The organism is Bradyrhizobium semiaridum (genome assembly GCF_020329505.1).
Classification (GTDB): Bacteria; Pseudomonadota; Alphaproteobacteria; order Rhizobiales; family Xanthobacteraceae; genus Bradyrhizobium; species Bradyrhizobium semiaridum.
The window spans coordinates 260,479-284,048 of the sequence record NZ_JAGKJJ010000007.1 but is presented as its reverse complement, the minus strand read 5'-3'; the positions used below and the strand labels follow the sequence as shown (position 1 = coordinate 284,048).

The 23,570-nt window shown below is 65.8% G+C and carries 19 protein-coding genes; 15 read left to right on the top strand and 4 right to left on the bottom strand.

The annotated features are described in order from the left end of the window. Window positions 1–19 precede the first annotated feature (19 nt). The gene (locus tag J6500_RS11970) at window positions 20–730 is read left to right on the top strand and encodes a type 1 glutamine amidotransferase (protein ID WP_225712892.1); all 711 of its coding nucleotides are present in this window, start codon (window positions 20–22) and stop codon (window positions 728–730) included. Here the strand turns inward: J6500_RS11970 and J6500_RS11965 are convergent, their stop codons facing one another. Then, window positions 731–1,666, bottom strand: a complete 936-nt coding sequence (locus J6500_RS11965; protein ID WP_225712891.1) for a LysR substrate-binding domain-containing protein — start codon at window positions 1,664–1,666, stop codon at window positions 731–733. 249 nt (window positions 1,667–1,915) lie between these two features. On the opposite strand from J6500_RS11965, the gene J6500_RS11960 reads away from it, so the two are divergent. From J6500_RS11960 to J6500_RS11950, 3 genes are read left to right on the top strand one after another with little or no spacing between them, the layout of a single operon-like run. Continuing rightward, window positions 1,916–3,244 carry an MFS transporter gene (locus J6500_RS11960; protein ID WP_225712890.1) on the top strand — a complete coding sequence of 443 codons (1,329 nt, stop codon included), beginning with the start codon at window positions 1,916–1,918 and terminating at the stop codon, window positions 3,242–3,244. A gap of 16 nt (window positions 3,245–3,260) precedes the next feature. Then, on the top strand, window positions 3,261–4,286 hold the full coding sequence (locus tag J6500_RS11955; protein WP_225712889.1) for an amidohydrolase family protein: 1,026 nt from the start codon (window positions 3,261–3,263) through the stop codon (window positions 4,284–4,286). Between the two features lie 29 nt (window positions 4,287–4,315). After that, window positions 4,316–4,990 carry an RraA family protein gene (locus tag J6500_RS11950; protein WP_225712888.1) on the top strand — a complete coding sequence of 225 codons (675 nt, stop codon included), beginning with the start codon at window positions 4,316–4,318 and terminating at the stop codon, window positions 4,988–4,990. Window positions 4,991–5,045: 55 nt separating this feature from the next. Here the strand turns inward: J6500_RS11950 and J6500_RS11945 are convergent, their stop codons facing one another. Then, window positions 5,046–5,339 (bottom strand): hypothetical protein, encoded by a 294-nt coding sequence (locus J6500_RS11945; protein ID WP_225712887.1) that lies wholly within the window; start codon window positions 5,337–5,339, stop codon window positions 5,046–5,048. A gap of 293 nt (window positions 5,340–5,632) precedes the next feature. Here J6500_RS11945 and J6500_RS11940 point away from each other — a divergent pair, with 293 nt between their 5' ends. Then, window positions 5,633–6,724, top strand: a complete 1,092-nt coding sequence (locus J6500_RS11940) for a TRAP transporter substrate-binding protein (protein ID WP_225712886.1) — start codon at window positions 5,633–5,635, stop codon at window positions 6,722–6,724. Between the two features lie 357 nt (window positions 6,725–7,081). Here the strand turns inward: J6500_RS11940 and J6500_RS11935 are convergent, their stop codons facing one another. Both J6500_RS11935 and J6500_RS11930 read right to left on the bottom strand, forming a co-directional pair. Beyond that, window positions 7,082–7,855 (bottom strand): SDR family NAD(P)-dependent oxidoreductase, encoded by a 774-nt coding sequence (locus J6500_RS11935; RefSeq protein ID WP_225712885.1) that lies wholly within the window; start codon window positions 7,853–7,855, stop codon window positions 7,082–7,084. Window positions 7,856–8,154: 299 nt separating this feature from the next. Next, window positions 8,155–8,769: a hypothetical protein gene (locus J6500_RS11930; RefSeq protein ID WP_225712884.1), complete on the bottom strand. Its 615-nt coding sequence runs from the start codon at window positions 8,767–8,769 to the stop codon at window positions 8,155–8,157. A 362-nt stretch (window positions 8,770–9,131) separates the two neighbouring features. Between J6500_RS11930 and J6500_RS11925 the strand changes: the two genes are divergently transcribed. The 10 genes from J6500_RS11925 to J6500_RS11880 all read left to right on the top strand — a co-directional run bounded on the left by J6500_RS11925 (window position 9,132) and on the right by J6500_RS11880 (window position 23,545). Next, on the top strand, window positions 9,132–11,636 hold the full coding sequence (locus tag J6500_RS11925) for a TonB-dependent receptor (protein ID WP_312018212.1): 2,505 nt from the start codon (window positions 9,132–9,134) through the stop codon (window positions 11,634–11,636). Window positions 11,637–11,790: 154 nt separating this feature from the next. After that, complete coding sequence (locus J6500_RS11920) at window positions 11,791–12,186, top strand: hypothetical protein (RefSeq protein WP_225712883.1); 396 nt, start codon at window positions 11,791–11,793, stop codon at window positions 12,184–12,186. A 59-nt stretch (window positions 12,187–12,245) separates the two neighbouring features. After that, on the top strand, window positions 12,246–14,402 hold the full coding sequence (locus tag J6500_RS11915; protein WP_225712882.1) for a TonB-dependent receptor: 2,157 nt from the start codon (window positions 12,246–12,248) through the stop codon (window positions 14,400–14,402). Between the two features lie 905 nt (window positions 14,403–15,307). Then, window positions 15,308–16,558, top strand: coding sequence for an ABC transporter substrate-binding protein (locus tag J6500_RS11910; protein ID WP_225712881.1), 1,251 nt, complete (start codon window positions 15,308–15,310; stop codon window positions 16,556–16,558). 138 nt (window positions 16,559–16,696) lie between these two features. Continuing rightward, window positions 16,697–17,515, top strand: coding sequence for an AraC family transcriptional regulator (locus J6500_RS11905; protein WP_225712880.1), 819 nt, complete (start codon window positions 16,697–16,699; stop codon window positions 17,513–17,515). Between the two features lie 115 nt (window positions 17,516–17,630). Beyond that, window positions 17,631–18,641 carry a branched-chain amino acid ABC transporter permease gene (locus tag J6500_RS11900; protein ID WP_225712879.1) on the top strand — a complete coding sequence of 337 codons (1,011 nt, stop codon included), beginning with the start codon at window positions 17,631–17,633 and terminating at the stop codon, window positions 18,639–18,641. A gap of 3 nt (window positions 18,642–18,644) precedes the next feature. Next, window positions 18,645–19,730: a branched-chain amino acid ABC transporter permease gene (locus J6500_RS11895; protein ID WP_225712878.1), complete on the top strand. Its 1,086-nt coding sequence runs from the start codon at window positions 18,645–18,647 to the stop codon at window positions 19,728–19,730. Further along, on the top strand, window positions 19,723–20,505 hold the full coding sequence (locus J6500_RS11890; protein ID WP_225712877.1) for an ABC transporter ATP-binding protein: 783 nt from the start codon (window positions 19,723–19,725) through the stop codon (window positions 20,503–20,505). The genes J6500_RS11895 and J6500_RS11890 overlap by 8 nt, the downstream gene beginning before the upstream one ends. Beyond that, the gene (locus J6500_RS11885) at window positions 20,498–22,708 is read left to right on the top strand and encodes an ABC transporter permease (protein WP_225712876.1); all 2,211 of its coding nucleotides are present in this window, start codon (window positions 20,498–20,500) and stop codon (window positions 22,706–22,708) included. Before J6500_RS11890 ends, J6500_RS11885 begins: the two co-directional genes overlap by 8 nt. Window positions 22,709–22,711: 3 nt before the next feature. Continuing rightward, entirely contained in the window at window positions 22,712–23,545 is an 834-nt protein-coding gene (locus J6500_RS11880; RefSeq protein WP_225712875.1) for a phosphoenolpyruvate hydrolase family protein, read from the top strand. Window positions 23,546–23,570: the final 25 nt, after the last annotated feature.

Below are 23,570 nucleotides of genomic sequence, written 5' to 3'. Positions count from 1 at the left end.
ACCCTCGCCGATACCAGCCATGCCCCGCATCACCATCATCGAGACCGGCCTCGTCAACGCGCAACTCCGCGCGGCCCACGGCACATATCCACAAATGTTCGCGCGGATGGTCGCCGCCGCCGATCCACAGGTCGCCTGCGACGTCGTCAGCATCCCCGATGGCGAGCCGCTTCCGGATCCCGCTGGCCTCGACGCGATCCTGATCACGGGCTCGCCGGCGGGCGTCTATGACGGCTTCGACTGGATCGCCCCGCTCGAGGATTTCGTGCGCACGGCGCACGACAAGCACATTCCGACGGTCGGCGTCTGCTTCGGCCATCAGCTGATCGCGCAGGCGCTCGGCGGCACGGTGCGCAAGTCCGACAAGGGCTGGGGCGTGGGACGCCACGTCTACCGGCTGGCTGAAGATAACGGGCTGCTCGCGGGCGAGCAGATCGCGGTCGCCTGCTCGCATCAGGATCAGGTGATCGTCCCGCCCGCCTCGGCGCGCACCATCATGTCGTCGGATTTCACGCCGCATGCCGGGCTGCTGTACGATGGCGGCACCACGCTGTCGGTGCAGCCGCACCCGGAATTCACCGCCGACTATGCCGATGCGCTGTGCGACCTGCACCGCGGCCGCGCGCCCGACGCGGTGGTCGCGACCGCCAAGGCCTCGCTCGCCGCGCCGCTCGATCACGCCAGATTGGGCGGCGCGATCACGCATTTTCTCACCAATCAGCGCGGCTAATCAGCGGCCGGCAACGGCAACTTCGGCGGCGAGCGGCGGCGCGCTGCGCGATGCCGCCTGGAGCGCGCATTCGACGAAGCGGCGCGGCAGCAGCGAGGCACTGGAGCGCATCGCGACCAGCATCCGGCTTTCCGCATCCACCGTATCCAGCGTCTTCGCGACGACGTTCATGACGCCGGCCTGCTGATAGCAGGATGGCAGGATCGAAATCCCGATCCCCGCCGCGACGAGGCTGAGCACGGTGCGCAGCTCATGCGCCTCCTGCGCGATGCGCGGCGCAAAGCCGGCACGCCGGCACAGCATCGCGGCCTGATCGCCGACGCCGCAGCCGGTCTCGACCATGCCGACGAATTCGTAGTCGGCAAGATCGGCCATCTTCAATTTGCCCGGTGCGCCGGCCAGCGGATGATCAACCGGCAGGAACACCATCAGCCGGTCGCGCCACACCACATGCACCTGCAGATCGGCCGCAGGCCGAAAATCCAGCGGCGGCCGCATGATGGCGACATCGAGCTCGGCATCGGCGATCGCCTGCAGCTGCTTGGCGGTCGACATGTGCCTGAGCTCGATCTTGACCCGCGGATAGCTGGCGCGGAAGCTGCGGAACAGCTCGGCGAACATGTCGAGCATCGGCACCGAGTCGGTGAAGCCGACGCGGACCACGCCGGCCTCGCCGCGCGCGGCCCGGCGCACGGTCTCCGAGGCGAGATCGAGCTCGCCGACGGCGCGCCGCGCGTGTTCCAGCAGCAGCTGGCCGGCCTGGGTCAGCGCAACGGCGCGCCGCGTCCGCGACAGCAGCTGGGTGCCGAGCTCCTCCTCCATCGCCTTGATCTGCGTGCTCAGCGGCGGCTGGCTGACATGCAGCCGCTTGGCGGCGCGGCTGAAGCTGAGCTCCTCGGCGACCGCGATGAAGTAGCGAAGCTGCCTGTAGTCCATCGCTTATTCCGTTTCCCTATAAGTGAGCGGTCAAACAGGTATTTGACCTCACCGGACCGTTTCCCGATCTTGGCGCGATAATGCCGATGCTCCAAGGGGCCTCCAAGCGGAGACGGCCGCAATATGCATCACGATCCGGCGCGGGAGCGCAGCGCGAGCAGCCGGTCAGCCATGCGAATTCGCGGCGGAGGTTGAACCGACCGCATCCGCCGAGGCGATCGGCCATCAATAACAATAAGCGAGGAAACAATGATCCAACCTGCTGTCAGCGATCTGGAACGCCAGACCATCCGCCGCGTCTACTGGCGGCTGATCCCGATCCTGTTCGTGATGATGTTCTTCAATTATCTCGACCGCATCAATCTCGGTTATGCCGGGCTGACCATGAACAAGGATCTCGGCCTCAGCCCCGCGATCTTCGGCTTTGCCGCCAGCATCTTCTTCCTCGGCTACATGGTGCTGGAGGTGCCGAGCAACCTGATGCTGCATTGGCTCGGCGCGCGGATCTGGCTGGCGCGCATCCTGATCACCTGGGGCCTCGTCGCCGCGCTCACCGCCTTCGTGTGGGATCCGCTCAGCCTCTATGTGATGCGGTTCGGCCTCGGCGTCGCGGAGGCCGGCTTCATGCCCGGCGTCGTGCTGTATCTGACCTACTGGTTCCCCTCGCGCTACCGCGCCCGTGCGGTCGCCGGCTACATCATCGCCGGCTCGTTCTCGGCCGTGCTTGGCGGACCGATCTCGACCAGCATCATGACCTGGTTCGACGGCGCCGGCGGGCTGCATGGCTGGCAGTGGATGTTCCTCGCGGAGGGCGTGCCGACCATTCTGCTCGGCCTGTTCACGCTCTATTATCTCACCGACCGTCCGGCCAAGGCGAGCTGGCTCACCAAGGAGCAGGCCAACTGGCTGGAAGGCGAGCTCGCCGCCGAACGGGCCGAGATCGAGCAACAGGGGCAGCACAGGTTGATCGACTGCATCCTCGATATCAGGGTCTGGCTGCTGGCGCTGCTGTTCGGCTGCGCGCTGGTCGGCATCTACGGCCTCTTGCTGTGGCTGCCGCAGATCATCAAGGGCATGGGCGAGCTCAGCAACATCCAGGTCGGCTTTCTGTCGGCGATCCCGCCGCTGCTCGGCGTCGTCGGCACGATCGTGGTCAGCCGCAGCTCTGATAAGACCGGTGACCGCAAGTTTCATCTTGCCGGAGTTTATCTGCTGGCCGCGATCGCGATGCTGGGCAGCGCCTATGTCCACAGTCCGGTGCTGGCTTTCGTGTTCCTGTGCGTCGTCGGCTTCAGCCTGAACGCCGGCAATCCGCTGTTCTGGAGCATCAACGCCTCGCTGCTGACCGGCGCCGCCGGCGCGGCCTCGATAGCCGTCGTCAACACGCTGGCGCAGTTCGGCGGGCTGATCGGCCCGTGGTGCATCGGCCTGATCAAGGATTCCACCGGCAGCTTCTCCTGGGCGCTGGTCGGGATCGCCGGCTTCCTGGTCGTCGCGTCAGCCATTGCCGCCTCCATGCGCGTCAAGCCGCGCGAGGCCGATCTGGCCCACGCGATCCCGTCATCCGCCACGCATTAGAAGAAAGAGCAAGACCATGATCATCGACTGCCACGGCCACTACACCACCGAGCCGCCCAAGCTGCACGCCTTCCGCGACAAGCAGCTCGCCGGCCTCGCCGACAAGAGCCGCCGCCCGCTCACCACCAATCTCGGTATCAGCGACGACGAGATCCGCGACAGCGTGCAGGGCGCGCAGCTCAAGCTGCAGAAGGAGCGCGGCACCGACGTCACCATCTTCTCGCCGCGCGCCGCCGGCATGGCGCACCACGTCGGCAAGGAGGCCACCAGCGTCGAATGGACCACGATCTGCAACGACCTGGTGCATCGGGTCTGCACGCTGTTTCCGAACAATTTCGTGCCGGTCTGCCAGTTGCCGCAGAGCCCCGGCGTGCAGCCGAAGAACTGCATCGCCGAGCTGGAGCGCTGCGTCACCCAGCTCGGCTTCGTCGGCTGCAACCTCAACCCCGATCCGGCCGGCGGCTACTGGTGCGATCCGCCGCTGACCGACGAGTGGTGGTTTCCGCTGTATGAGAAGATGGTCGAGCTCGACGTCCCGGCGATGGTGCATGTCTCCTCGTCCTGCAATCCCTGCTTCCACGGCACCGGCGCGCATTACCTCAACGGCGACACCACCGCCTTCATGCAATTCCTGACCTCCGACCTGTTCAAGCGCTTCCCGACGCTGCGCTTCATCATTCCGCATGGCGGCGGCGCGGTGCCCTATCACTGGGGCCGCTACCGCGGCCTCGCGCAGGACATGAAGCTGCCGCCGCTGTCGGAGCATCTGCTCAAGAACGTGTACTTCGACACCTGCGTCTATCACCTGCCCGGCATCGAGCTGCTGACCAGCGTGATCCCGGTCGAGAACATCCTGTTCGCATCCGAGATGGTCGGCGCTGTCAGAGGCATCGATCCCGAGACCGGGCACCATTTCGACGACACCCGCCGCTATATCGATGCATTGCCGCTGAGCGCGGCGGACAAGGCCAAGATCTTCGAGGGCAACGCCCGCCGCGTCTATCCCCGCCTCAACGCCCACCTCGACCGCCGCGCGAACTGATCGCGCCGAACAGACCCCGGAGAAAACCGATGGCCATAGGATTTGCTATTCACAAGGCGAAACGGAAGGTCTCGCCCGATCTGGTCGAGCGCTTCCGTCCGCTTCCCGTCGCCAATGTCAGCGATGTGATGTCGCGGATCGCGGGCACCAACCGGCTGCGGCCGATGCATGCCGGCGGCTGGCTCGGCGGCCCGGCGCTGACCGTCAAGACGCGGCCCGGCGACAATCTGATGGTGCACAAGGCGATCGACCTGGCGCAGCCGGGCGACGTCATCGTCGTCGATGCCGGCGGCATCCTGGTCAACGCCATCATCGGCGAGATCATGTCGACGCTGGCCGAGAAGAAGGGCGTCGCGGGTTTTGTCATTGACGGCTCGATCCGCGATGCCGGCGCGATCCGCGCCGGATCGTTTCCGGTGTTTGCGGCCGGCGTCGCCCATCGCGGCCCCTACAAGGACGGTCCCGGCGAGATCAACTGCGCGATCTCGATCGACGGCATGATCGTCGAGCCCGGTGATCTCATCGTCGCCGATGACGACGGCGTGCTGTGCGTGCCCTATGCCGAGGCCGCCGAAATCTGCAAGCTGACCGAGGCCAAGAAGGCGAGCGAGGACAAGGCGATCCAGCAGATCCTCGCCGGCACGGCGGATCGCCGCTGGGTCGATGAGATGCTGCAGCGGCTCGGCTGCGAGATCAAGGACTGACGCTCCAAACTCGTCATGCCCGGGCTTGCTCCAGGCATGACGAACGCATGCGATTTCAATCCGCGTGCAGCAGCCTGTAATTGGACCTGAAGCGGAAGGACTGCTTGCCGGCCAGCGCGGTGGCTTCAAACTCGGCGGTCTCGTCCGTGTAGGTCCCGGTGAAGCCGATGCTGATGGTCTTGCGCGCCCAGGGATAGGTGCCGGAGATCGGTGAATGCTCCCGGCTGGTCATTTCACCTTTCCACTTGCCGCCGGCGCAGGTGTAGCTGCCGACGGTGTAGTAGAATCCGCCGCCGCCGCGCATCGTGCCGTCGCGCAGCATCATGACGTGCCGGTTGTAGGCCTCCACGCCATCCAAAAATCTCGTCTCGGCCAGATATAATCCGTTCCTGATCATGGTCTGATGCGGGCGCAATCGAGCGCTTCGCCGTTCCGGCAGCGTGAATACAAACTGCGCGTCCTTCGGCGGCTTGACAAGCCCCGGCCGCGCGATCGGCGGGGCCGGGGCGGCCGGCCGAGGGCTTCGCCGACGGCGGCAAGCCACCTTCCACGCACGCCCTGAAGCCAGTATTGATACCGGCCAATGCGCCCGGAAGGCGCCTAACCCCCGGCCGACCCGCCGTTCAAAGGAGTGAGCCCATCATGAAACGCCGTACGTTCCTCCAAGGCGGCGCCCTCGCCGGCGCGACCACGCTGGTTGCCGCCCCCGCGATCGCGCAGAGCATGCCCGAGATCAAATGGCGTTTGACGTCGAGCTTCCCGAAGTCGCTCGACACCATCTTCGGCACCACGCAGACCTTTGCGAAATACGTCGCGGAAGCCACCGACAACAAGTTTCAGATCCAGACCTTCGCCGCCGGCGAGATCGTGCCCGGCCTGCAGGCGCTCGACGCCGTCAGCTCGGCGACCGTCGAGATCGCGCAGACGCCGCTCTACTTCTACATCGGCAAGGAGCCGGCGCTGGCCTACGCCACCGGCGTGCCGTTCGGCATGAACCATCGCCACCAGGAATCCTGGTGGGCGTTCGGCGGCGGCGCTGACCTCTGCAACGAGGCGCTGAAACCGTTCAAGGCGCATGCGATCCTGGCGGGCAATTCCGGCACCCAGATGGGCGGCTGGTTCCGCAAGGAAATCAAGACGGCCGACGACCTCAAGGGCCTCAAATTCCGCATCGCCGGCATGGGCGGCCACGTGCTGGCGCGGCTCGGCATCGTGCCGCAGCAGATCGCGGGCGGCGACGTCTACGGCGCGCTCGAGAAGGGATCGATCGATGCCGCGGAATTCGTCGGCCCGTATGACGACGAGAAGCTCGGCTTCTACAAGGTGGCGAAGTACTACTACTTCCCCGGCTGGTGGGAAGGCGGCGCGATGCTGCACATGGTCGTCAATGACGAGAAATGGAATGCGCTGCCCAAGCAGTACCAGGCGATCCTGAACCAAGCCGGCTCGGCCGCGGGCGCCTGGATGCTGGAGAAATACGACAGCGTCAATCCGGCCGCGCTGAAGCGGCTGGTCGCCGGCGGCGCCGAGCTGCGCGCCTTCCCGCAGCCGGTCATGGAAGCCTGCTACCAGGCCACGCAGGACCATCTCAACGAGATCTCCGAGAAGAGCCCGCTGTTCAAGAAGACCCGCGAGAGCCACGATGCCTACATGAAGGAAGTGCTGTTCTACACGCAGATCGCGGAGAACTATTACGACAACTATTTGCTCAGCAAGATGCGCAAGACAGGCTGAACCTGACGTTGACCAATAGCCCGGATGGAGCGCAGCGAAATCCGGGAACGGTCTCTCCGCGAAATCAAGAATCCAGGATGGCGCTTCGCTCCATGCAGGCTATGAGACTCGAGAGCCGTAGCCCGAATGGGCCATCGGCCTGGTTCCGTGCACGGAACACCGTACTGATCCGGATTTCTGTTAAGGCACGACGGTCGTAATACGATCTCCGCCGGCAGTGCCATAACTTACAAAGCATATTTCACGATTGAGTTTAAAGGGCCTATTTCAACCGGCAGAAAAGGACCGTCACGTCGTGACGGTCCTTTTCGATTCAGGGCCCGCTCACGCGCCCCTCCGCACTTTCCGGATCATGCTCTAGGCCAGCGTGCCGCCGTCGACCGGCATCGCGATGCCGGTGACGAACGAGGCCTTGTCGGACAGCAGGAACACCGCGACCTCGGCAATCTCCTCGGGGCGCGCGGCACGGCCCATCGGGTTGCGGGTCACCGCGGCCTTAATCAGTTCCTCTGGATCGGCCTCGTTGTGACCAGGCTGGTCCGGCCGGTTGACGAACACCCGCAGCATCGGCGTGTCGATCGCGCCGGGACAGATCGCGTTGACGCGGACGCCGTCCTTGGCGTGGCGCTTGGCGAGCGCCCGCGACAGGCCGATCACGCCGGCCTTGGCCGCCGAATAGGTCGGGCTCCAGGGCGAGCCGGTCAGTCCCGAGGTCGATGCCGTGAACAGGATGCTGCCCTTGCCGCGCGCGGCCATGTGCTTGAGCGCGGCGTTGGTGGTGATCAGCTGCGAGCGCAGATTGAGATCGATGCTGAGGTCCCAGCCGTCGAGATCGTCGATGACCGACGGCCCGGGAATGCCGAGATGATTCCACACGCAGTCGAGCGCGCCGAATTCCTTCACCGTCGCGCCGACGATGTCGCGCGCGAAATCATCGTCGCGGAGATCGCCGGTCAGCGCCAGCGCGCGGCCGCCGCCGCTGCGGATCTCGTCCGCCACCGCCTTGACGCCGATCTCGTTCTGGTCGACCACCGCGACCGCGGCGCCCTCGCGCGCCAGGATACGCGCGCCGGCGTGGCCGGCGCCCGACGCTGCGGCGGTGACCAGCGCGATCTTGCCCTGCATGTCCATGTTGTTCGATCCTGTGTTCTCGAGCGCGAGCCTGCCCGCCTGTTTGAATCAGGATGAAGGTTCTGCAGTCTTGTGCTGACGCGCTAACTAACTATAGCGCGATGGGATTAGATTCGGTTGGAGCGGCAGTTCACCTCTCCCTTGGGAGAGGTCGGCGCGCAGCGCCGGGTGAGGGGTTACGGTCTCTCGTTGGAGCTGTAGCCCCTCACCCGATTTGCTGGCGCAAATCCACCTCTCCCCGTTGGGGAGAGGTGGAGCGAACCCGCGGTCAAATCGATTCAACCTAACTTCATCCTGCGCTAGCGGCCGAACAGCAGCGGAGACTGTCCAGGCAGCAGTTGCGAGTTGATGTCGCTGTCCATGCGCTCCGCCTGCGGCTGGGCGAAGCTGGCGCCGATCGACAGGCTGAGGTTCGAGGTCGGCCGGTACTCGATGCCGCCACGCACCGCATAGCCGGCATTGGTGCCGGAGCTGAACGGCGCCAACGGACCGCCGGCGCCGGGCGGATTGTATTTCAGGCTGTCGAAGCCCGCGAAGAGCGTCACGGGCGATGATCCGTCGCCGCTCTTGAAGTTGTAGCCGACCTGCGCGCCCTGATAGGCGTACGAGCCGAACGCGCCCGCCTGGCCGAGCCCGCTCCAGCCGAAGCGGCCGCCCTCGCTGGCCATGAACCAGCCGTCCGGACGATTGCCGGTCAGATAGGCGCTGCCGCCTTGGCCGCTCGCGGCGTCGAAGCTCGGAAAGTTGCCGTAGGTGTTCGCCTTCTGGGCATCGGCCAAGCTGCCGCCGAAGCCGAACAGCGAGTTCGACGTCCAGTAGCGCACGGGGTCCGACTGGGCGGATGCCGCCTGCGCACTCAGGCAGAGCGCCATCGCCAGCAATACAAAGCCGGCTCGACTTATGAAGATCGACATTCCTGTAACCGTCACCTGGCCCCCGAAAATTATATGCCGGGGCCATCGGGAATGCCAGCGCGGCGCCGTCGCGCGGCACGCTGGAGGGCGCTCGCGCTTTGCGATCCATGAGGGCAATCGCACCTTCGATGCTGTCCGGGCCCCATTGCGTTCGCGCCCGTGAACAGCGGCAAGCATCGGGAATTTTTCCCGAACCGGATCGGGAACTTAACTGCATGACTCCCCGATCACAATTTGACAGTCTGAAACCCAGGGAGGCCGGCGCCGTCGGGCGTCTGGGGGCCGCGCGAGAAGCCCGCACAAGGGCAAGAGTGTCTGGGGGACGGATGCGTTGGGGTGGTGAATTCCGGTCGGGACGACGGGTGTCCGTGATTGCCCCCGCGCTGGTCACGGCGCTGTCGGTGCTGCCGTCGCGCGTATCGGCCCAGGCCGCCGCGCCCGAGCCAACCGAACTGCCGGCGGTCACCGTGATCGCACCCTCGCCGCTTTCGGGTACGCGCAGCCCGAAACCGGCGCGACGGCCGGCGGTGCGCACCGCGCGGAGCACGCGAAGCGCCAACGCGCCGGCTCAGCCGGCCGCTGGTCCCGCAGGCCGCGCGGGAACGCCCGGGGAGCCCGATCGCGATTCCAGCCTGATCGATCGCGACAAGGTGCCGTCCAACACCGAGGTGCTGACCTCGGCGGATTTCAGCCGCAACTACTCGACCAACTTCCTCGATTCCGTGAACCGCAAGCTGCCGGGCGTGACGCTCGGCGACCAGACGGGCAATCCGTTCCAGCGCGATCTCAACTACCGCGGCTTCAACGCCTCGCCGGTCCAGGGCACGCCGCAGGGGATCGCGGTCTACCAGAACGGCGTGCGCATCAACGAATCCTGGGGCGACGTCGTCAACTGGGACTTCCTGCCGGAAAAGGCCATCGACCAGGTGGCGCTGTTCCCCAACAATCCGGTGTTCGGCCTCAACGCGATCGGCGGCGCGCTCAGCATCCAGATGAAGAACGGCTTCACCTATCAGGGCGTCGAGGGCGAATTGTTCGGCGGCTCCTACGGGCGGGTGCAGAGCAGCGTGCAGGCCGGCGGCCAGAAGGACAACGTCGCCGCCTATGCGGCGTTCGAATCCGCCTATGATCGCGGCTGGCGCGACTATGCGAACTCCTCGCACATCAACCGCATGTATGTCGACGTCGGCGCGCGCAACGACACGACCGAGCTTCACGTCAACTTCACCGGCGCCGACAATAAGCTCGGCAATGTCGCGGCCACGCCGATCCAGATGCTCAATCAGCGCTGGTCCAGCGTCTACACCTGGCCGCAGTCCACCGGCCTGCAGCTCGCCTTCCTCAACGCGACGCTGAACCACCAATTTTCCGATACGTGGTCGTTCCAGGGCAACGTCTATTACCGCGGCTTCTGGCAGTACCATGCCGACGGCAACGGCACCGACGCCGAGTCCTGCAACCGCGGTGCCAATCTGTGCATCGACGGCGCCGGCGATAATTTGCCGATCTTCGGCACGACGCCGGTGCCGAACACGCTCGGCACCGTGTTCCTCGGCGAGGTCGACCGCAACTGGGTCGCGAGCAACACCTATGGCGGCACCGCGCAGGTGACCAACACGGACAAGATCTTCGGCCACGACAACCATGTCGTGATGGGCGTCAGCGTCGACCATGGTTACACCAAGTTCAACGCCACCAGCGAACTCGGCACCATCGATCAGAACAATCTGTTCGTGACCGGCACCGGCATCTTCATCAACCAGCCCGACGCCGGCCTCGCCCCGGTCGACCTGCACGCCACCAACACCTACACCGGCGTCTATCTCACCGATACGTTCGACGTCACCAACCGCCTCGCGATGACCGCGGGCGGTCGCCTCAACCTTGCGCAGATCGACTTGCAGGACCAGACCGGCACCAACCCGCTGCTCAACAGCAACAACCGCTTCCAGCGCTTCAACCCGGTGATCGGCGGCACCTACAAGGTCACCCCGAACCTCACCTTCTATGCCGGCTACTCGGAAGCCAACCGCGCGCCGACGCCGCTGGAGCTCGGCTGCTCCGATCCCGCGCGCCCCTGTGTGATCGATGCCTTCCTGGTGGCCGATCCGCCGCTCAAGCAGGTGGTATCGCACACCGTCGAGGCCGGCTTCCGCGGCAACTGGGGCCGCGATGCCAAAACCGGCATGCTGACCTGGGGCCTCGGTGTATTCCGCACGCTGTCCGACGACGACATCATCCGGGTGACGAGCCCGCTCGGCACCGGCAATTTCGGCTACTTCCAGAACGCCGGCCAGACCTTGCGGCGCGGCATCGAGGCCAAGCTCGACTATCGCGTCGATCGCTGGAACGCCTATGCCAATTACACCTTCATCGATGCGACCTATCAAAGCGTGCTGACCTTGCCGTCGCCCGACAATCCGAACGCGCTGACCGACCCGGCCAACGACGACGTCCGGTTCATCAACGTCAAGCCGGGCGACCATATCCCCGGCATTCCGGCGCATCGCTTCAAGGCCGGTGTCGAGTATCTCGCCACCGATGCGTGGAAGGTCGGCGCCGACCTCAATGTCGTCGGCAGCCAGTGGCTGATCGGCGATGCCACCAACCAGAGCCCGAAGGTGCCGGCCTATGCGGTGGTCAACCTGCACACCTCCTACAAGATCACGCCTGATATCGAGGTGTTCGGCCTGATCAACAACGTCTTCAACCAGAAGTACTATCTCGGCGGCACCTTCCTGGAGACCGGCGGCTTCGCCAGCACCACGCGCGGCGTGCCCAATCTGATGGCGCAGCTGACCGATCCCCGCACCTTCGTCCCCGGCATGCCGCTGTCCGCCTATGCCGGCATCAGGGCGAAGTTCTAAGGGCGATGTGGCGGGATCGCCCAAGCCGAGCGGAAATTGATCGCATGGCCCGGCAATGCGGATTGACACGCTGACGGGTTTTCGAAACTGTGCGGCATCGCGTCGCACGTCGGGGCCGTCGGCCTCACACGCCTCGACGCGCAATGGCGTCGTCATGAAGTGGTTTCGCTCGAACATCAGGCATGGGGCTCGGCTGGCGCTGCTGGCGCTGTCGATCCAGTTCGTGCTGTCGTTCGGCCATTTTCATGCCATTGCGCCGGCGCAGGCGGCGACGATCGCCTCCGCGCATTTCGAGAACGCATCGCGCGGCCAGCCGCAACCCGATCAGGATTCCGATCAGGCGGCAGATTTGTGCGCGATCTGCGCCGTCGTCGCCATGGTCAACATCGCGGCGCCTGCGCCGGCACTGCCGCAATTGCAGCTGCCGGAGGCTGTCGATCTCGTCTATCGGCACGCCGAACGCATTGCGCCGGTGGTCGACATCGGCCGAATCCTATTCCAGCCGCGCGCGCCTCCATCGGTGCGGCATCGCTTCTCTTCTGCGGACTGAACAATGCGGCCCTCGCGCAAACCGCGCCTGCGCCGACGAGCATCCTTCCGGACGTTACCGTGGCGGCGCCGCAGCACCACAATGCGCCATCCGTGCCGCAAAAGCCGCAGCGGCACGTTGCGGCTGGGGGCAGCGCACGCCGCGCGCGGCGAACCGCGGCGGCGCCGACAACGCCCGGTTCTGCCGAACAAACCCAGGCCGAGGCCGTCGCGGGCCAGAACGCGCGGCTCGACCAGGCCCGCGGCAATCTGCTGGCGGCGGACGGCGCCAATTCCTACCAGATGAGCCGGCAATTGCTGGAGTCGCTTCCGCAGGGCACCAACGCCACCTTGGACAAGGCGCTGCTGCAAGCACCCGGCGTCTCGCAGGACTCCGCCGCCAGCGGCGAACTCCACGTGCGCAACGAGCACGCCAACCTGCAATACCGCATCAACGGCGTGATGCTGCCGGACGGCGTCGGCGCCTTCGGCCAGATCATCGACACCGGGATCGTCGGCAGCATGGCGCTGATCACCGGCGCGCTGCCCGCCCAGTACGGCCTGCGCACCGCCGGCGTGCTCGACATCCAGACCAAGGCCGACGCCTTCAACAATTCCGGCAGCATCGGCGTCTATGGCGGCAGCCACGGCACCTTCACGACCAGCGTCGACTATGGCGGTACGATCGGACAGACCCAGTATTACGTCTCGGGGCGGTATTTCGGCAGCGATGTCGGCATCGAGAATCCGACGCCGGCCTACAATGCGATCCACGACCGGACGGATCAGGAGAAGGGCTTTGCCTATGTCTCCACCGCGATCGATCCGACCAGCCGGCTGACCTATATCGGCGGCGTCTCCAACGGCAACTATCAGATCCCGAACAATCCGGGCCAGCCCCCGGCATTCACCGCGTTCGGCATTTCCAATTTCGATTCCGCGCTGCTCAACGAACGACAGCAGGAATTCAACCAGTTCAACGTCGTCGCCTACCAGAAATCGGCCGACGGCCTCGACTACCAGATCGCCTATTTCAACCGCTATAGCCAGCTCCACTTCACGCCCGATCCGGTCGGCGACCTCGTCTTCAACGGCGTCGCCTCCGACGTCTACCGGCAGAGCACCATCAACGGCATCCAGGAGGACACGTCGTACAAGCTTGGCTTCGCGCACACGCTGAAGTTCGGCTTCTCGGTCAGCGCCGAGCGCTCGCTGGTCAACAACGGCTCGACCGTGCTGCCGCTCGACGACGCCGGCAACCCGGTCGACGCGCCGCTCAGCTTGTTCGATTCCAGCACCAACACCGGGTACATGTTCTCCAGCTACATCGCCGACGAGTGGAAGATCACGAATCAGCTCACGCTCAATGCCGGCCTGCGCTTCGACCAGATGTGGCAATATGTCGACGCCAACCAGCTCAGCCCCCGGATCAGCCTGACCTGGAAGCCGTCCGACGGCACCACCTTCCATGCCGGCTATGCCCGCAACTTCACGCCGCCCGAGCAAGTGCTGGCCGCGCCGACCAATCTGGCGCTGGTGCAGAACACCACGGCACAGCCGGCAGTCACCGCCAACGACCCCGTGCTGCCCGAGCGCTCGCACGTGTTCGACGTCGGCGTCACGCAGAAGGTCTATGCGATCCCCGGTCTCGAGGTCGGCATGGACGCCTATTACAAGATCGCGACCGACCTGCTCGACGACGGCCAGTTCGGCGCCGCCTATGTGCTGACCGCCTTCAACTACGCCAAGGGCATCAACGAGGGCGTCGAGCTGACCGCGACCTACAACCACGACAATTTGCATCTCTACGGCAACGTCGCCGTCGCGCGGCAGGTCGCCACCAATGTGGTGTCGAACCAGTATCTGTTCGATCCGGACGAGCTCGCCTATATCGCGAACAACTACGTCTACACCGATCACGCCCAGGCGCTGACGGCGTCGGTCGGCGGCTGGTATCAATGGCACAACACCAAGTTCAGCGCGTCGCTGATCTACGGCAGCGGCCTGCGCGACGGTTTTGCCAATACCGGCACCGTGCCGCCCTACACGCAGGTCAACGTCGGCGTCTCGCACGACTTCAACATCGTCGCGCCGAACAAGCCCACCACGGTGCGGTTCGACATCGTCAATCTGTTCGATTCCGTCTACCAGATCCGCGATGGCTCCGGCATCGGCGTGTTCGCGCCGCAATACGGCCCCCGCCACGGCTTCTACGCCGGCATCACGCAGAAGTTTTAGCGCGCACCGCCGCGGTCATGCTCAAACAAAGAGCTAAAGCGCAATGACGATTCAACCAATCTCATCGCGCTTTTAGGTCGTGGTCACGGCAAACCGGAGCAAGAGAACTCTGCGCCGGCAGTCATTCTTATTTTCCGAATTTTCTCTTGACGCGCACCCCAACTCAGATGTTCAATGTCGCCGTCTCACCCGATCGAGGGGCGCTGCGCATCGTCACGGTGTTGCGGTGAGATGCGGTGGACGCCGCGCGTGTCAGTGACGACAGCACGCGAGGCGGACGGTGAAATCGTGCAGGCCGGACGCCCTGGTGGCAGGTGTCCTCTCGCTCGATGCAATTGCGTCTTGCGAGGGCGGTGACAACAAAGCCCAGTCTCGCCGGGGTAAGCACGTATAAGCCGTAACCCATCGCGCAGGGAAAGCCGGGTTGCTTCCGGTTACACCTGTGGTCCTACCCCCGAGCTTTTCTGCCCATTGCTCGGGGCCCATGGGTGCGATCGGCACCCGGCTTTCCCTGCGCCCTCTGTTCGAAGAAGGGCGAAACGAAATGCAAAGCTCGGACAAATCATGTCGCGAGAATGCGAAGCTATTGCGCACAGGCCGGGCGATGCCACCGAACAAGCTGTTTGACAGTTGAATCACACCAACATCCACCCCGTCATCCTGAGGGGCGAGCGGAGCGAGTCTTGAAGGATGAATCGGCCGCTGATCGCATTGCGGCGCAACAATCAAAATGAGACTGCCGGTCAAGCCGTCCGGCAGCGACGACATCCGCTCCCTGCCCGGCTTCGGCTAGCCTTGCGCGCAACAACCGGACGTTGGCTGGCCCGTGCGCTGCGCCGACGCCGGTGAAAACGCGCAAGCACGCGGGCCAAGGAAACACCGGGAAAAACGCGAGGGAGGAAGCGATGTTGAAAGGCAGTATGGGACTGATTGCGCTCGGCAGCCTGTTGCTGTCAGGCACGGCGTTCGCCCAGGAGAAGATCAAGGTCGGCGTCACCGCGACGCTCGAGGGCACCTACACGGTGCTCGGCGAGGACGGCATGCGCGGCTTCCAGACCGCGCTCAACGTGCTCGGCAAGAAGGTCGGCGACAAGGAGCTCGAATTCGTCGTCGCCTCGACCGATGCGACGCCCGATTCCGCGGTGCGCGCGGTGCGCAAGCTGATCGAGCAGGACAAGGTGCAGATCCTGCTGTCGCCGCTGTCCGGCGACGAAGGCATCGCGGTGAAGAACTTTGCCAAGACCAAGCCCGAGCTGACCTTCGTCAACGCCGCCTCCGGCGCGCAGGAGACGACCTATGTCGATCCGGCGCCGAACTTCTTCCGCTACAACATGGACGGCGCGCAGTGGCAGGTCGGCCTCGGCAAGTACGCCTATGAGACCAAGGGCTATCGCAAGATCGCGACCGTCGGCGAGGACTACTCCTTCATCTACACCCAGGTGTTTGGCCTCGTGCTGGAGTTCTGCGGTGCCGGCGGCCAGGTCACCAACCGGCAATGGGTACCGCTCGGCACCAAGGATTTTGCTTCGGTGATCGCCGCGCTGCCCGACGATGTCGATGCGATCTATCTCGGGCTTGGCGGCGCCGACGCCGTCAACTTCCTCAACCAGTACCAGCAGGCCGGCGGCAAGGCGCATCTGATGGGCGGCTCGATCATGATCGACCAGACCATCCTGTCGTCGAAGGGCAGTGCCAAGAACGCGCTGATCGGCACCATCGCGGCGAGCGGCCAGGCCGACACCTGGGAGGACCCCGGCTGGCAGAAATTCGTCAAGGCCTACCAGGACTCCTTCCCGGAGAACAAACGCTTCCCGAGCCCGTCGCTGCTCGCGACCAATTACTATGACTCGACGATGGCGCTGATCCTGGCGCTGCGCCAGGTCAACGGCGACCTCTCCAACAACCAGGCCAAGCTGAAGGAGGCGCTGGCCAAGATCGAGATCGACGCACCGAACGGCAAGATCAAGCTCGACTCCAACCGCCAGGCGATCGGCACCAATTTCGTCACCGAGGTGGTCGACGACGGCAAGGGCGCGCTGTTCTCCAAGGTCGTCAAGGTGATCCCGAACGTCAACCAAACGCTCGGCTACGATCCGGCGGTGTTCGCCAAGATCGGCCTGCCGAGCCGCACGGTTCCGGAGTGCAAGAAATACTGACGTATTTTTTGCAGGTGCGAACGAGCCGGCCGTGACCGACCGACGCGCTTGCAGCGGGAGCCCTGCTCGCCCTTGCTTTCCCCACGCGGATGTTGAACGCTTGTCGAAAAGACAAGAACATCCCGCGGGAGGGGAGGCATGAGCAGGGCGCTCGCCGTCTTCCACGGCCGATTCGGTCGCGCGACGGTCTATCAGTTGAACCGTCCCTTCAACGTGCATGCGCACCGCGAAGGGCACCTGATATTTCATGTCGGCGGTACGCCGGCGCAGATCGACGTCTCCGAGCAGCGCTGGCTGCTCAAGGACGATACCGTGGTCGCGGTCAACCCGTGGGAGCCGCACAATTTCCTGCCGTCGGATGTCGACCACGGCGCGATCTTCTTCGTGCTCTATGTCAACGCAGACTGGTTCGCATCGACGGCGGCCAATGCGCCGAACGTGCGGTTCGGCCGCACCTTCTTTCCGCGCACCGAGGCGCTCGACAAGCTGATCCGCCGCACAGCGGCACTGGTGTGCGGCGCGCCGTCGCTGCGCAGCCTCGATTGCGAGCTGCGGCAACTGATCGATTCCTGTTACGCGGAAAGCTGGCGCGCCACCCAGGAGGCGCGCGCCGCGGCCGCGGTGACCGACTTCCGGGTCCGCAAGTCGATCAAGCTGATGTCGGAAAGCCCCGGCGCCGAGATTGAGCTCGATGCGATCGCGCGGGAGGCCGGGCTGTCGCGACCGCATTTCTACCGGCTGTTCCGCACCCAGACCGGCGTCACCCCGCACCTCTACATGAACACGCTGATCATGGAGCAGGCGCTGGATGCGCTGGTCGCGACCGAGACGCCGATCGCCGATATCGGCTTCGACCTCGGCTTTTCCTCGCAGAGCGGCTTCACCCGCTTCTTCGCCGCCAATGTCGGGATGGCCCCGACCGACTATCGCCGCGCCGCCAAGGTGCTGCGGCCGTAAAGCAGTTCCGGGAACGATAAAAGATACTCTCGATCAAATCCGCCGCTGGCGTCCTCGATAGGATGACCCGACACGCGACCCGGCAGACGGTCGCGGCTGGGAGAACGCGACGGAGATGGCCTCCTTCATCGAACGCCATCCGGCCTGGGCGCTGATCGCGATCATCGCGATCGCGGTCGTGCTATGGCTCGTGTTCGCGATCTGGCCGCCGGGGCTGGAGGCCGCGTTCGGCCGCAAGCGGGTGTTCCTCAACGCCGTGCTGAACGGCATCACGCTCGGCGGGCTGTATTTCCTGGTGGCGAGCGGCTTCACGCTGATCTTCGGCCTGATGCGCAACGTCAACCTCGCGCACGGCTCGCTCTATCTGTTCGGCGGCTATATCGGCTACGCCATCAGCAGCTGGACGGGATCGTGGATCCTGAGCTTCATCGTCGCCTTCGTGGTGGTGGCGCTGGTCGGCGTGATCCTGCAGCTCGCCGTATTCCGCCGCATGGAGGGCCAGGACCTGCGCCAGACCATGGTCACGATCGGGCTGTCGATCGTGTTCGCGGATCTGATGCTGTGGGTGTTCGGCGGCGATTTCTACCAGATCCAGACCCCGAGCTGGCTGATCGGCCCGGTCCAGCTGCCGCTGCTGACGGCGATCAAATCCTCCGGCGAGCCGGTCTATCTGCAATACCCGCTGGTGCGGCTGGTGATCTTCGCCGCTTCCGTCGCAATCGGCATCGCAATGTGGCTGGCGCTCAACCGCACGCGGATCGGCATGATCGTGCGTGCCGGCGTCGACGACCGCGACATCTTGGCCGCCACCGGGGTGCGGATCCAGCTCGTGTTCGTGCTGGTGTTCGCGCTCGGCGCTGGATTGGCCGGCATCGCCGGCGTGGTCGGCGGCACCTTCCAGTCGCTGTCGCCGGGCGAGGATACGCGTTTCCTGCTGGCGTCGCTGGTCGTCGTGATCGTCGGCGGCATGGGCTCGATCCCGGGGGCGGCGCTCGGCGCCGTCATCATCGGCCTCGCCGAGCAGCTCGGCTCGGTCTACATCCCGACCTACGCCATCGTCGTCACCTTCCTGATCATGGTGCTGGTATTGGCGCTGCGGCCGCAGGGCCTGCTCGCGAGGCGATGAGAGATGTCGCTGCTGCAGAGCACCCAATTCCGCTCCGATCCCGCCGCTTCGGCGACGCGGCGCGCCTTCCTCCGCGCCTGGCCGGACTTCCAGAATCCCGCCGCCTGGATCGTCGCGCTGATCCTCGTGATCATGCCGCTGATCGCCAGCGGCTTCTTCCTGATCGAGATCTTCGCCACCACGCTGATCCTCGGCGTCATCGCGCTCAGCCTGATGTTCCTGGCCGGTTATGGCGGCATGGTCAGCCTGATGCAGCTGACCATCGCGGGCTTCGCCGGCTACATGGTCGCGGTGTTCGGCGTCAGCGGCAACGCCAATATCAGCCTCGGCTGGCCGTGGTGGCTCGCGACCCCTATGGCGCTGGCGCTGGCGACGCTGTTCGGCACGCTCGGCGGCGCGCTCGCGGTGCGCACCGAGGGCATCTACACCATCATGATCACGCTGGCGATCGGCGCCGCGTTCTACTACTTCACCAACCAGAATTGGGCGATCTTCAACGGCCACACCGGCATCAATACTGTCGCGACGCCGCACTTCTGGGGCGTCGACTGGCGCGCCGACATTGCCTTCTACTACGTGACGCTCGGCGTCGCCGCGATCTGCTACTTCGCGGTCCAGTATGTCTCGCGCGCGCCGTTCGGCCTCGCGCTGCAGGGCGTGCGCGACAATTCCCGCCGCATGGCGGCGCTCGGCTTCAATCCCAACGCGCACCGGATCGCGGCCTATGCCTTCGCCGCCTTCATCGCCGGGCTCGGGGGCGTGCTGCAGGTCTGGAACTACCGGCAGATCTCGCCGGGCTCGGTCAGCGTCGGCGCCTGTATCGACATCCTGATCATCGCTGTGGTCGGCGGCATCACCCGGCCGATCGGCCCGTTCATCGGTGCCTTCATCTTCGTGCTGTTGCGCACCTTCGCACTCGACGTGCTGATCAAGTTCGGGCTCGACGGCAACCGCTTCCGCCTGCTGATCGGGCTCGGCTTCCTCGCCATCGTGTTCTGGTCGTCCGACGGCGTGATCGGGCTGTGGGAGCGCTGGCGGCAGCGCAACAAATCGACAGCCACGCGGCGAAGCGGAGGCCACCATGGATAGCGTCGCGCATCGCCTGTCCGCGGTCGGCGCCGGCGCAGCGCTGGAGCTGCGCGGCGTGACGCGGCTGTTCGGCGCGCTTGCGGCGCTGACCGATGTCACCATCACCGTGCGGCCCGGCGAACGCCGCGCGGTGCTCGGCTCGAACGGCGCCGGCAAGACCACGCTGTTCAACTGCATCACCGGCGATTTCCCGCCCTCCTCCGGCACGATCCGCTTCTTCGGCGAGGACATCACCCAGTTCCCGCCCTATGAACGGATCCGCCGCGGGTTGCGCCGCACCTATCAGATCTCGGCGCTGTTCCCTGGCCTTACGGTGCACGACAACGTCTATCTTGCCTGCCGCGGCGTCTCGCGCGGCCGCTTCTCGTTCCTGCGCCCCGGCCAAACCGATGCGCTGATGCACGCCACCGAAAGCCTGGTGCAGGCGGTGCATCTCACCGCCGTGAAGGACCAGCGCGTCGCCGAGCTCGCCCACGGCCAGCAGCGCCAGCTCGAGATCGCCCTGGCGCTGGCCGGCGCGCCGCGCTTCATCCTGTTCGACGAGCCGGCGGCGGGGCTGTCGCCAACCGAGCGGCGCGAGCTGATCGAGATACTGACCTCGCTGCCGGCGCACATCGGCTACATCATCATCGAGCACGACATGGACGTCGCGCTGCGCGTCGTCGAGAGCGTGACGATGATGCACAACGGCCGCGTCTTCAAGGAAGGTCTGCCGCGCGAGATCGAATCCGATCCCGAAGTGCAGGAGCTCTACCTCGGAGGCGGCCATGAGTGACCGCCGCGCCGCGCCCGCGCTCGAGGTCAAGGGCCTCGACGTCTATTATGGCCATTCGCACGCGCTGCAGGGCGTCGACCTCAGGCTCGATACCGGCGTGTTCTCGGTGGTCGGCCGCAACGGCATGGGCAAGACCACGCTGTGCAAGGCGATCATGGGCCTGGTTCGCGCCAGCGGCGGCTCGATCCGGATTCGCGGCGAGGACGTCGCAGGGCAGAGCCCGGCACGGATCGCGCGGCTCGGCGTCGGCTACGTGCCGCAGGGCCGGCGCCTGTGGCGCTCGCTGACCGTCGACGAGCACCTGCAGCTCGCGGCCGGGCTAAGGCGCGGCCCCTGGACCGTCGAACGGATCTACGACACCTTCCCACGCCTCGCCGAGCGCAAGGCCAATGGCGGTAGCCAGCTCTCCGGCGGCGAGCAGCAGATGCTCGCGATCGCGCGCGCGCTGCTGACCAACCCGCAACTCCTGATCATGGACGAGCCGACGGAGGGACTCGCGCCCGTCATCGTCGCCCAGGTCGAGGACATGCTGGTGCGCCTCGGCGACGAGGGCGACATCTCGGTCCTTGTCATCGAGCAGAACATCGGCGTCGCGACCGCGGTGTCGCGCAACGTCGCCATCATGGTCAATGGCCGCATCAACCGCATCATCGATTCGGCCCGCCTCGCCGCCGATCGCGAGTTGCAGCAGCGGCTGCTCGGCGTCGGCACCCACGGCACCGACGAAACCGACGCCGAGGCGACTCCCGCGAAGGCCGAAGCGCCAAGGGCGCCGCGGCCGGAACGCAAGGGACCGGTCCGCATCTACGTTTCCAACCCCGTGCTGCCGACGCGCTGGTCGCAGCCGGTGCCGATCGCGCGCATCGAGGCCGCGGCGCGGACGCAGTCCGCCGGCGTCACGCGGCTCGAAGAGGCCACTCGGCAGCGGCGCGAGCCGGTCACGTCGAAGGCATCGGAACCACCCGTCGTGCTGGTGGTCGGCACGCTCGACACCAAGGGCGCCGAGCTGCGCTACGTCCGCGACATCATTGTCGGCAGCGGCCTGCGCGCGCGGCTGGTCGACGTCTCCACCAGCGGCAAGGTGGCGAGCTGCGACGTCACCGCGCAGGAGATCGCGCTGAACCACGGCCGCGGCGGCTCCGGCGTGTTCGGCGCCGATCGCGGCGCTTCGGTGACGGCGATGGCTGAGGCCTTCGAGCGATGGCTGCGCCGCCAGGGCAATGTTGCCGGCATCATCTCGGCCGGCGGATCGGGCGGCGCGTCGCTGGTCGCGCCCGGCATGCGCGCACTGCCGGTCGGAGTGCCGAAGCTGATCATCTCCTCGGTCGCTTCCGGCGACGTCGGCCCCTATGTCGGCCCCGCCGACATCACCATGATGTATTCGGTGACCGACGTGCAGGGCCTGAATTCGATCTCGCGCGCGGTGCTCGGCAACGGCGCCAATGCGCTGATCGGCATGGTCAAGGCGCGGCTCGACGAGCAGGCGAGCAAGCAGCGCGACGGCAGCCCCGCGCTTCCCGCCATCGGCATCACGATGTTCGGCGTGACCACCCCGGCGGTGCAGAGGATCGCCGCCGACCTGCGCGAGGATTTCGAATGCCTCGTGTTCCACGCCACCGGCGTCGGCGGGCGCTCGATGGAGAAGCTGGTCGAATCCGGGCAGCTCGCCGGGGTCATCGATCTCACCACGACCGAGGTCTGCGACCTCCTCATGGGCGGCGTCTTTCCCGCAAGCGACGATCGCTTCGGCGCCATCATCCGCAGCCGCGTGCCCTATGTCGGCTCGGTCGGCGCGCTCGACATGGTCAACTTCGGTGCGCCCGATACCATTCCGGAACGCTACCGGCAGCGCAAATTCCACGTCCACAATCCGCAGGTCACCTTGATGCGGACGACGCCGGAAGAGAACGAGCGCATGGGCCGCTGGATCGGCGAGAAGCTGAACCAGATGGACGGGCTGGTGCGCTTCTTCCTGCCCGAGGGCGGCGTCTCCGCGCTCGACGCCCACGGCCAGCCGTTCTGGGACCCCGAGGCCGACGCCGCGCTGTTCCGCGCGCTGGAGCGCACCGTGCGCCAGACCGGCAACCGCCAGCTCATCCGCGTCAAGCGCAACATCAACGATCCCGAGTTCACCGCCGCCATGGTTAGCGCGTTCCGTCCCCTGCTCGGGCGCGGCGGTGGACGGCGGAGAGTGGCGAGGTGACCCATGGCGAGGTTTGAACGCGCGGCCCTGCTGAAGAGATTTCACGACATGGTCGCGCGCGGCGAGCCGATCGTCGGCGGCGGCGCCGGCACCGGGCTGTCCGCGAAATGCGAGGAGGCCGGCGGCGTCGACCTGATCGTGATCTACAATTCCGGCCGCTACCGCATGGCCGGGCGCGGCTCGCTGGCCGGCCTGATGCCCTATGGCGACGCCAACGCCATCGTCGTCGAGATGGCCGGCGAGGTGCTGCCGGTGGTGACCAAGACGCCGGTGCTCGCCGGCGTCAACGGCACCGATCCGTTCCGCGACATGGACGTGTTCCTCGACCAGCTCAAGGCGCTGGGCTTTGCCGGCGTGCAGAACTTTCCGACCGTCGGCCTGATCGACGGCATCTTCCGCGCCAACCTGGAAGAAACCGGCATGTCCTACGCGCTCGAGATCGACATGATCGCGAAGGCCCACGACAAGGACATGCTGACGACGCCCTACGTGTTCAGCGAGCAGGAGGCCGCCGCGATGGCGATCGCCGGCGCCGACATCGTCGTCTGCCACATGGGCCTGACCACCGGCGGCACCATCGGCGCGCAGACCGCGCTGAAACTCGCCGACTGCCCTGCCCGCATCGAGGCCTGGGCCGAGGCCGCACTCAGCGTCAATTCAGACATCATCGTGCTCGCGCATGGCGGTCCGATCGCGGATCCGGCCGATGCCGATTTCATCATGAAGAAGACTCGCAACTGCCACGGCTTCTACGGCGCCTCCTCGATGGAGCGCCTGCCGGTCGAGCGGGCTCTGACGGATCAGGTTCGTAGATTCAAGGCGATCGGCGCGCGCTGAGGCGCCGTGACCAAGGGAGGACAAG

Excerpts from the sequence above, each read along its gene's own strand:
- J6500_RS11955 (WP_225712889.1), top strand. The coding sequence starts at position 3,261 with ATGATCATCGACTGCCACGGCCACTACACCACCGAGCCGCCCAAGCTG.
- J6500_RS11970 (WP_225712892.1), top strand. The coding sequence starts at position 20 with ATGCCCCGCATCACCATCATCGAGACCGGCCTCGTCAACGCGCAACTC.
- J6500_RS11930 (WP_225712884.1), bottom strand. The coding sequence starts at position 8,769 with ATGTCGATCTTCATAAGTCGAGCCGGCTTTGTATTGCTGGCGATGGCG.
- J6500_RS11950 (WP_225712888.1), top strand. The coding sequence starts at position 4,316 with ATGGCCATAGGATTTGCTATTCACAAGGCGAAACGGAAGGTCTCGCCC.
- J6500_RS11890 (WP_225712877.1), top strand. The coding sequence starts at position 19,723 with ATGGATAGCGTCGCGCATCGCCTGTCCGCGGTCGGCGCCGGCGCAGCG.
- J6500_RS11910 (WP_225712881.1), top strand. The coding sequence starts at position 15,308 with ATGTTGAAAGGCAGTATGGGACTGATTGCGCTCGGCAGCCTGTTGCTG.
- J6500_RS11895 (WP_225712878.1), top strand. The coding sequence starts at position 18,645 with ATGTCGCTGCTGCAGAGCACCCAATTCCGCTCCGATCCCGCCGCTTCG.
- J6500_RS11960 (WP_225712890.1), top strand. The coding sequence starts at position 1,916 with ATGATCCAACCTGCTGTCAGCGATCTGGAACGCCAGACCATCCGCCGC.
- J6500_RS11880 (WP_225712875.1), top strand. The coding sequence starts at position 22,712 with ATGGCGAGGTTTGAACGCGCGGCCCTGCTGAAGAGATTTCACGACATG.
- J6500_RS11905 (WP_225712880.1), top strand. The coding sequence starts at position 16,697 with ATGAGCAGGGCGCTCGCCGTCTTCCACGGCCGATTCGGTCGCGCGACG.
- J6500_RS11885 (WP_225712876.1), top strand. The coding sequence starts at position 20,498 with ATGAGTGACCGCCGCGCCGCGCCCGCGCTCGAGGTCAAGGGCCTCGAC.
- J6500_RS11900 (WP_225712879.1), top strand. The coding sequence starts at position 17,631 with ATGGCCTCCTTCATCGAACGCCATCCGGCCTGGGCGCTGATCGCGATC.
- J6500_RS11935 (WP_225712885.1), bottom strand. The coding sequence starts at position 7,855 with ATGGACATGCAGGGCAAGATCGCGCTGGTCACCGCCGCAGCGTCGGGC.
- J6500_RS11940 (WP_225712886.1), top strand. The coding sequence starts at position 5,633 with ATGAAACGCCGTACGTTCCTCCAAGGCGGCGCCCTCGCCGGCGCGACC.
- J6500_RS11920 (WP_225712883.1), top strand. The coding sequence starts at position 11,791 with ATGAAGTGGTTTCGCTCGAACATCAGGCATGGGGCTCGGCTGGCGCTG.
- J6500_RS11965 (WP_225712891.1), bottom strand. The coding sequence starts at position 1,666 with ATGGACTACAGGCAGCTTCGCTACTTCATCGCGGTCGCCGAGGAGCTC.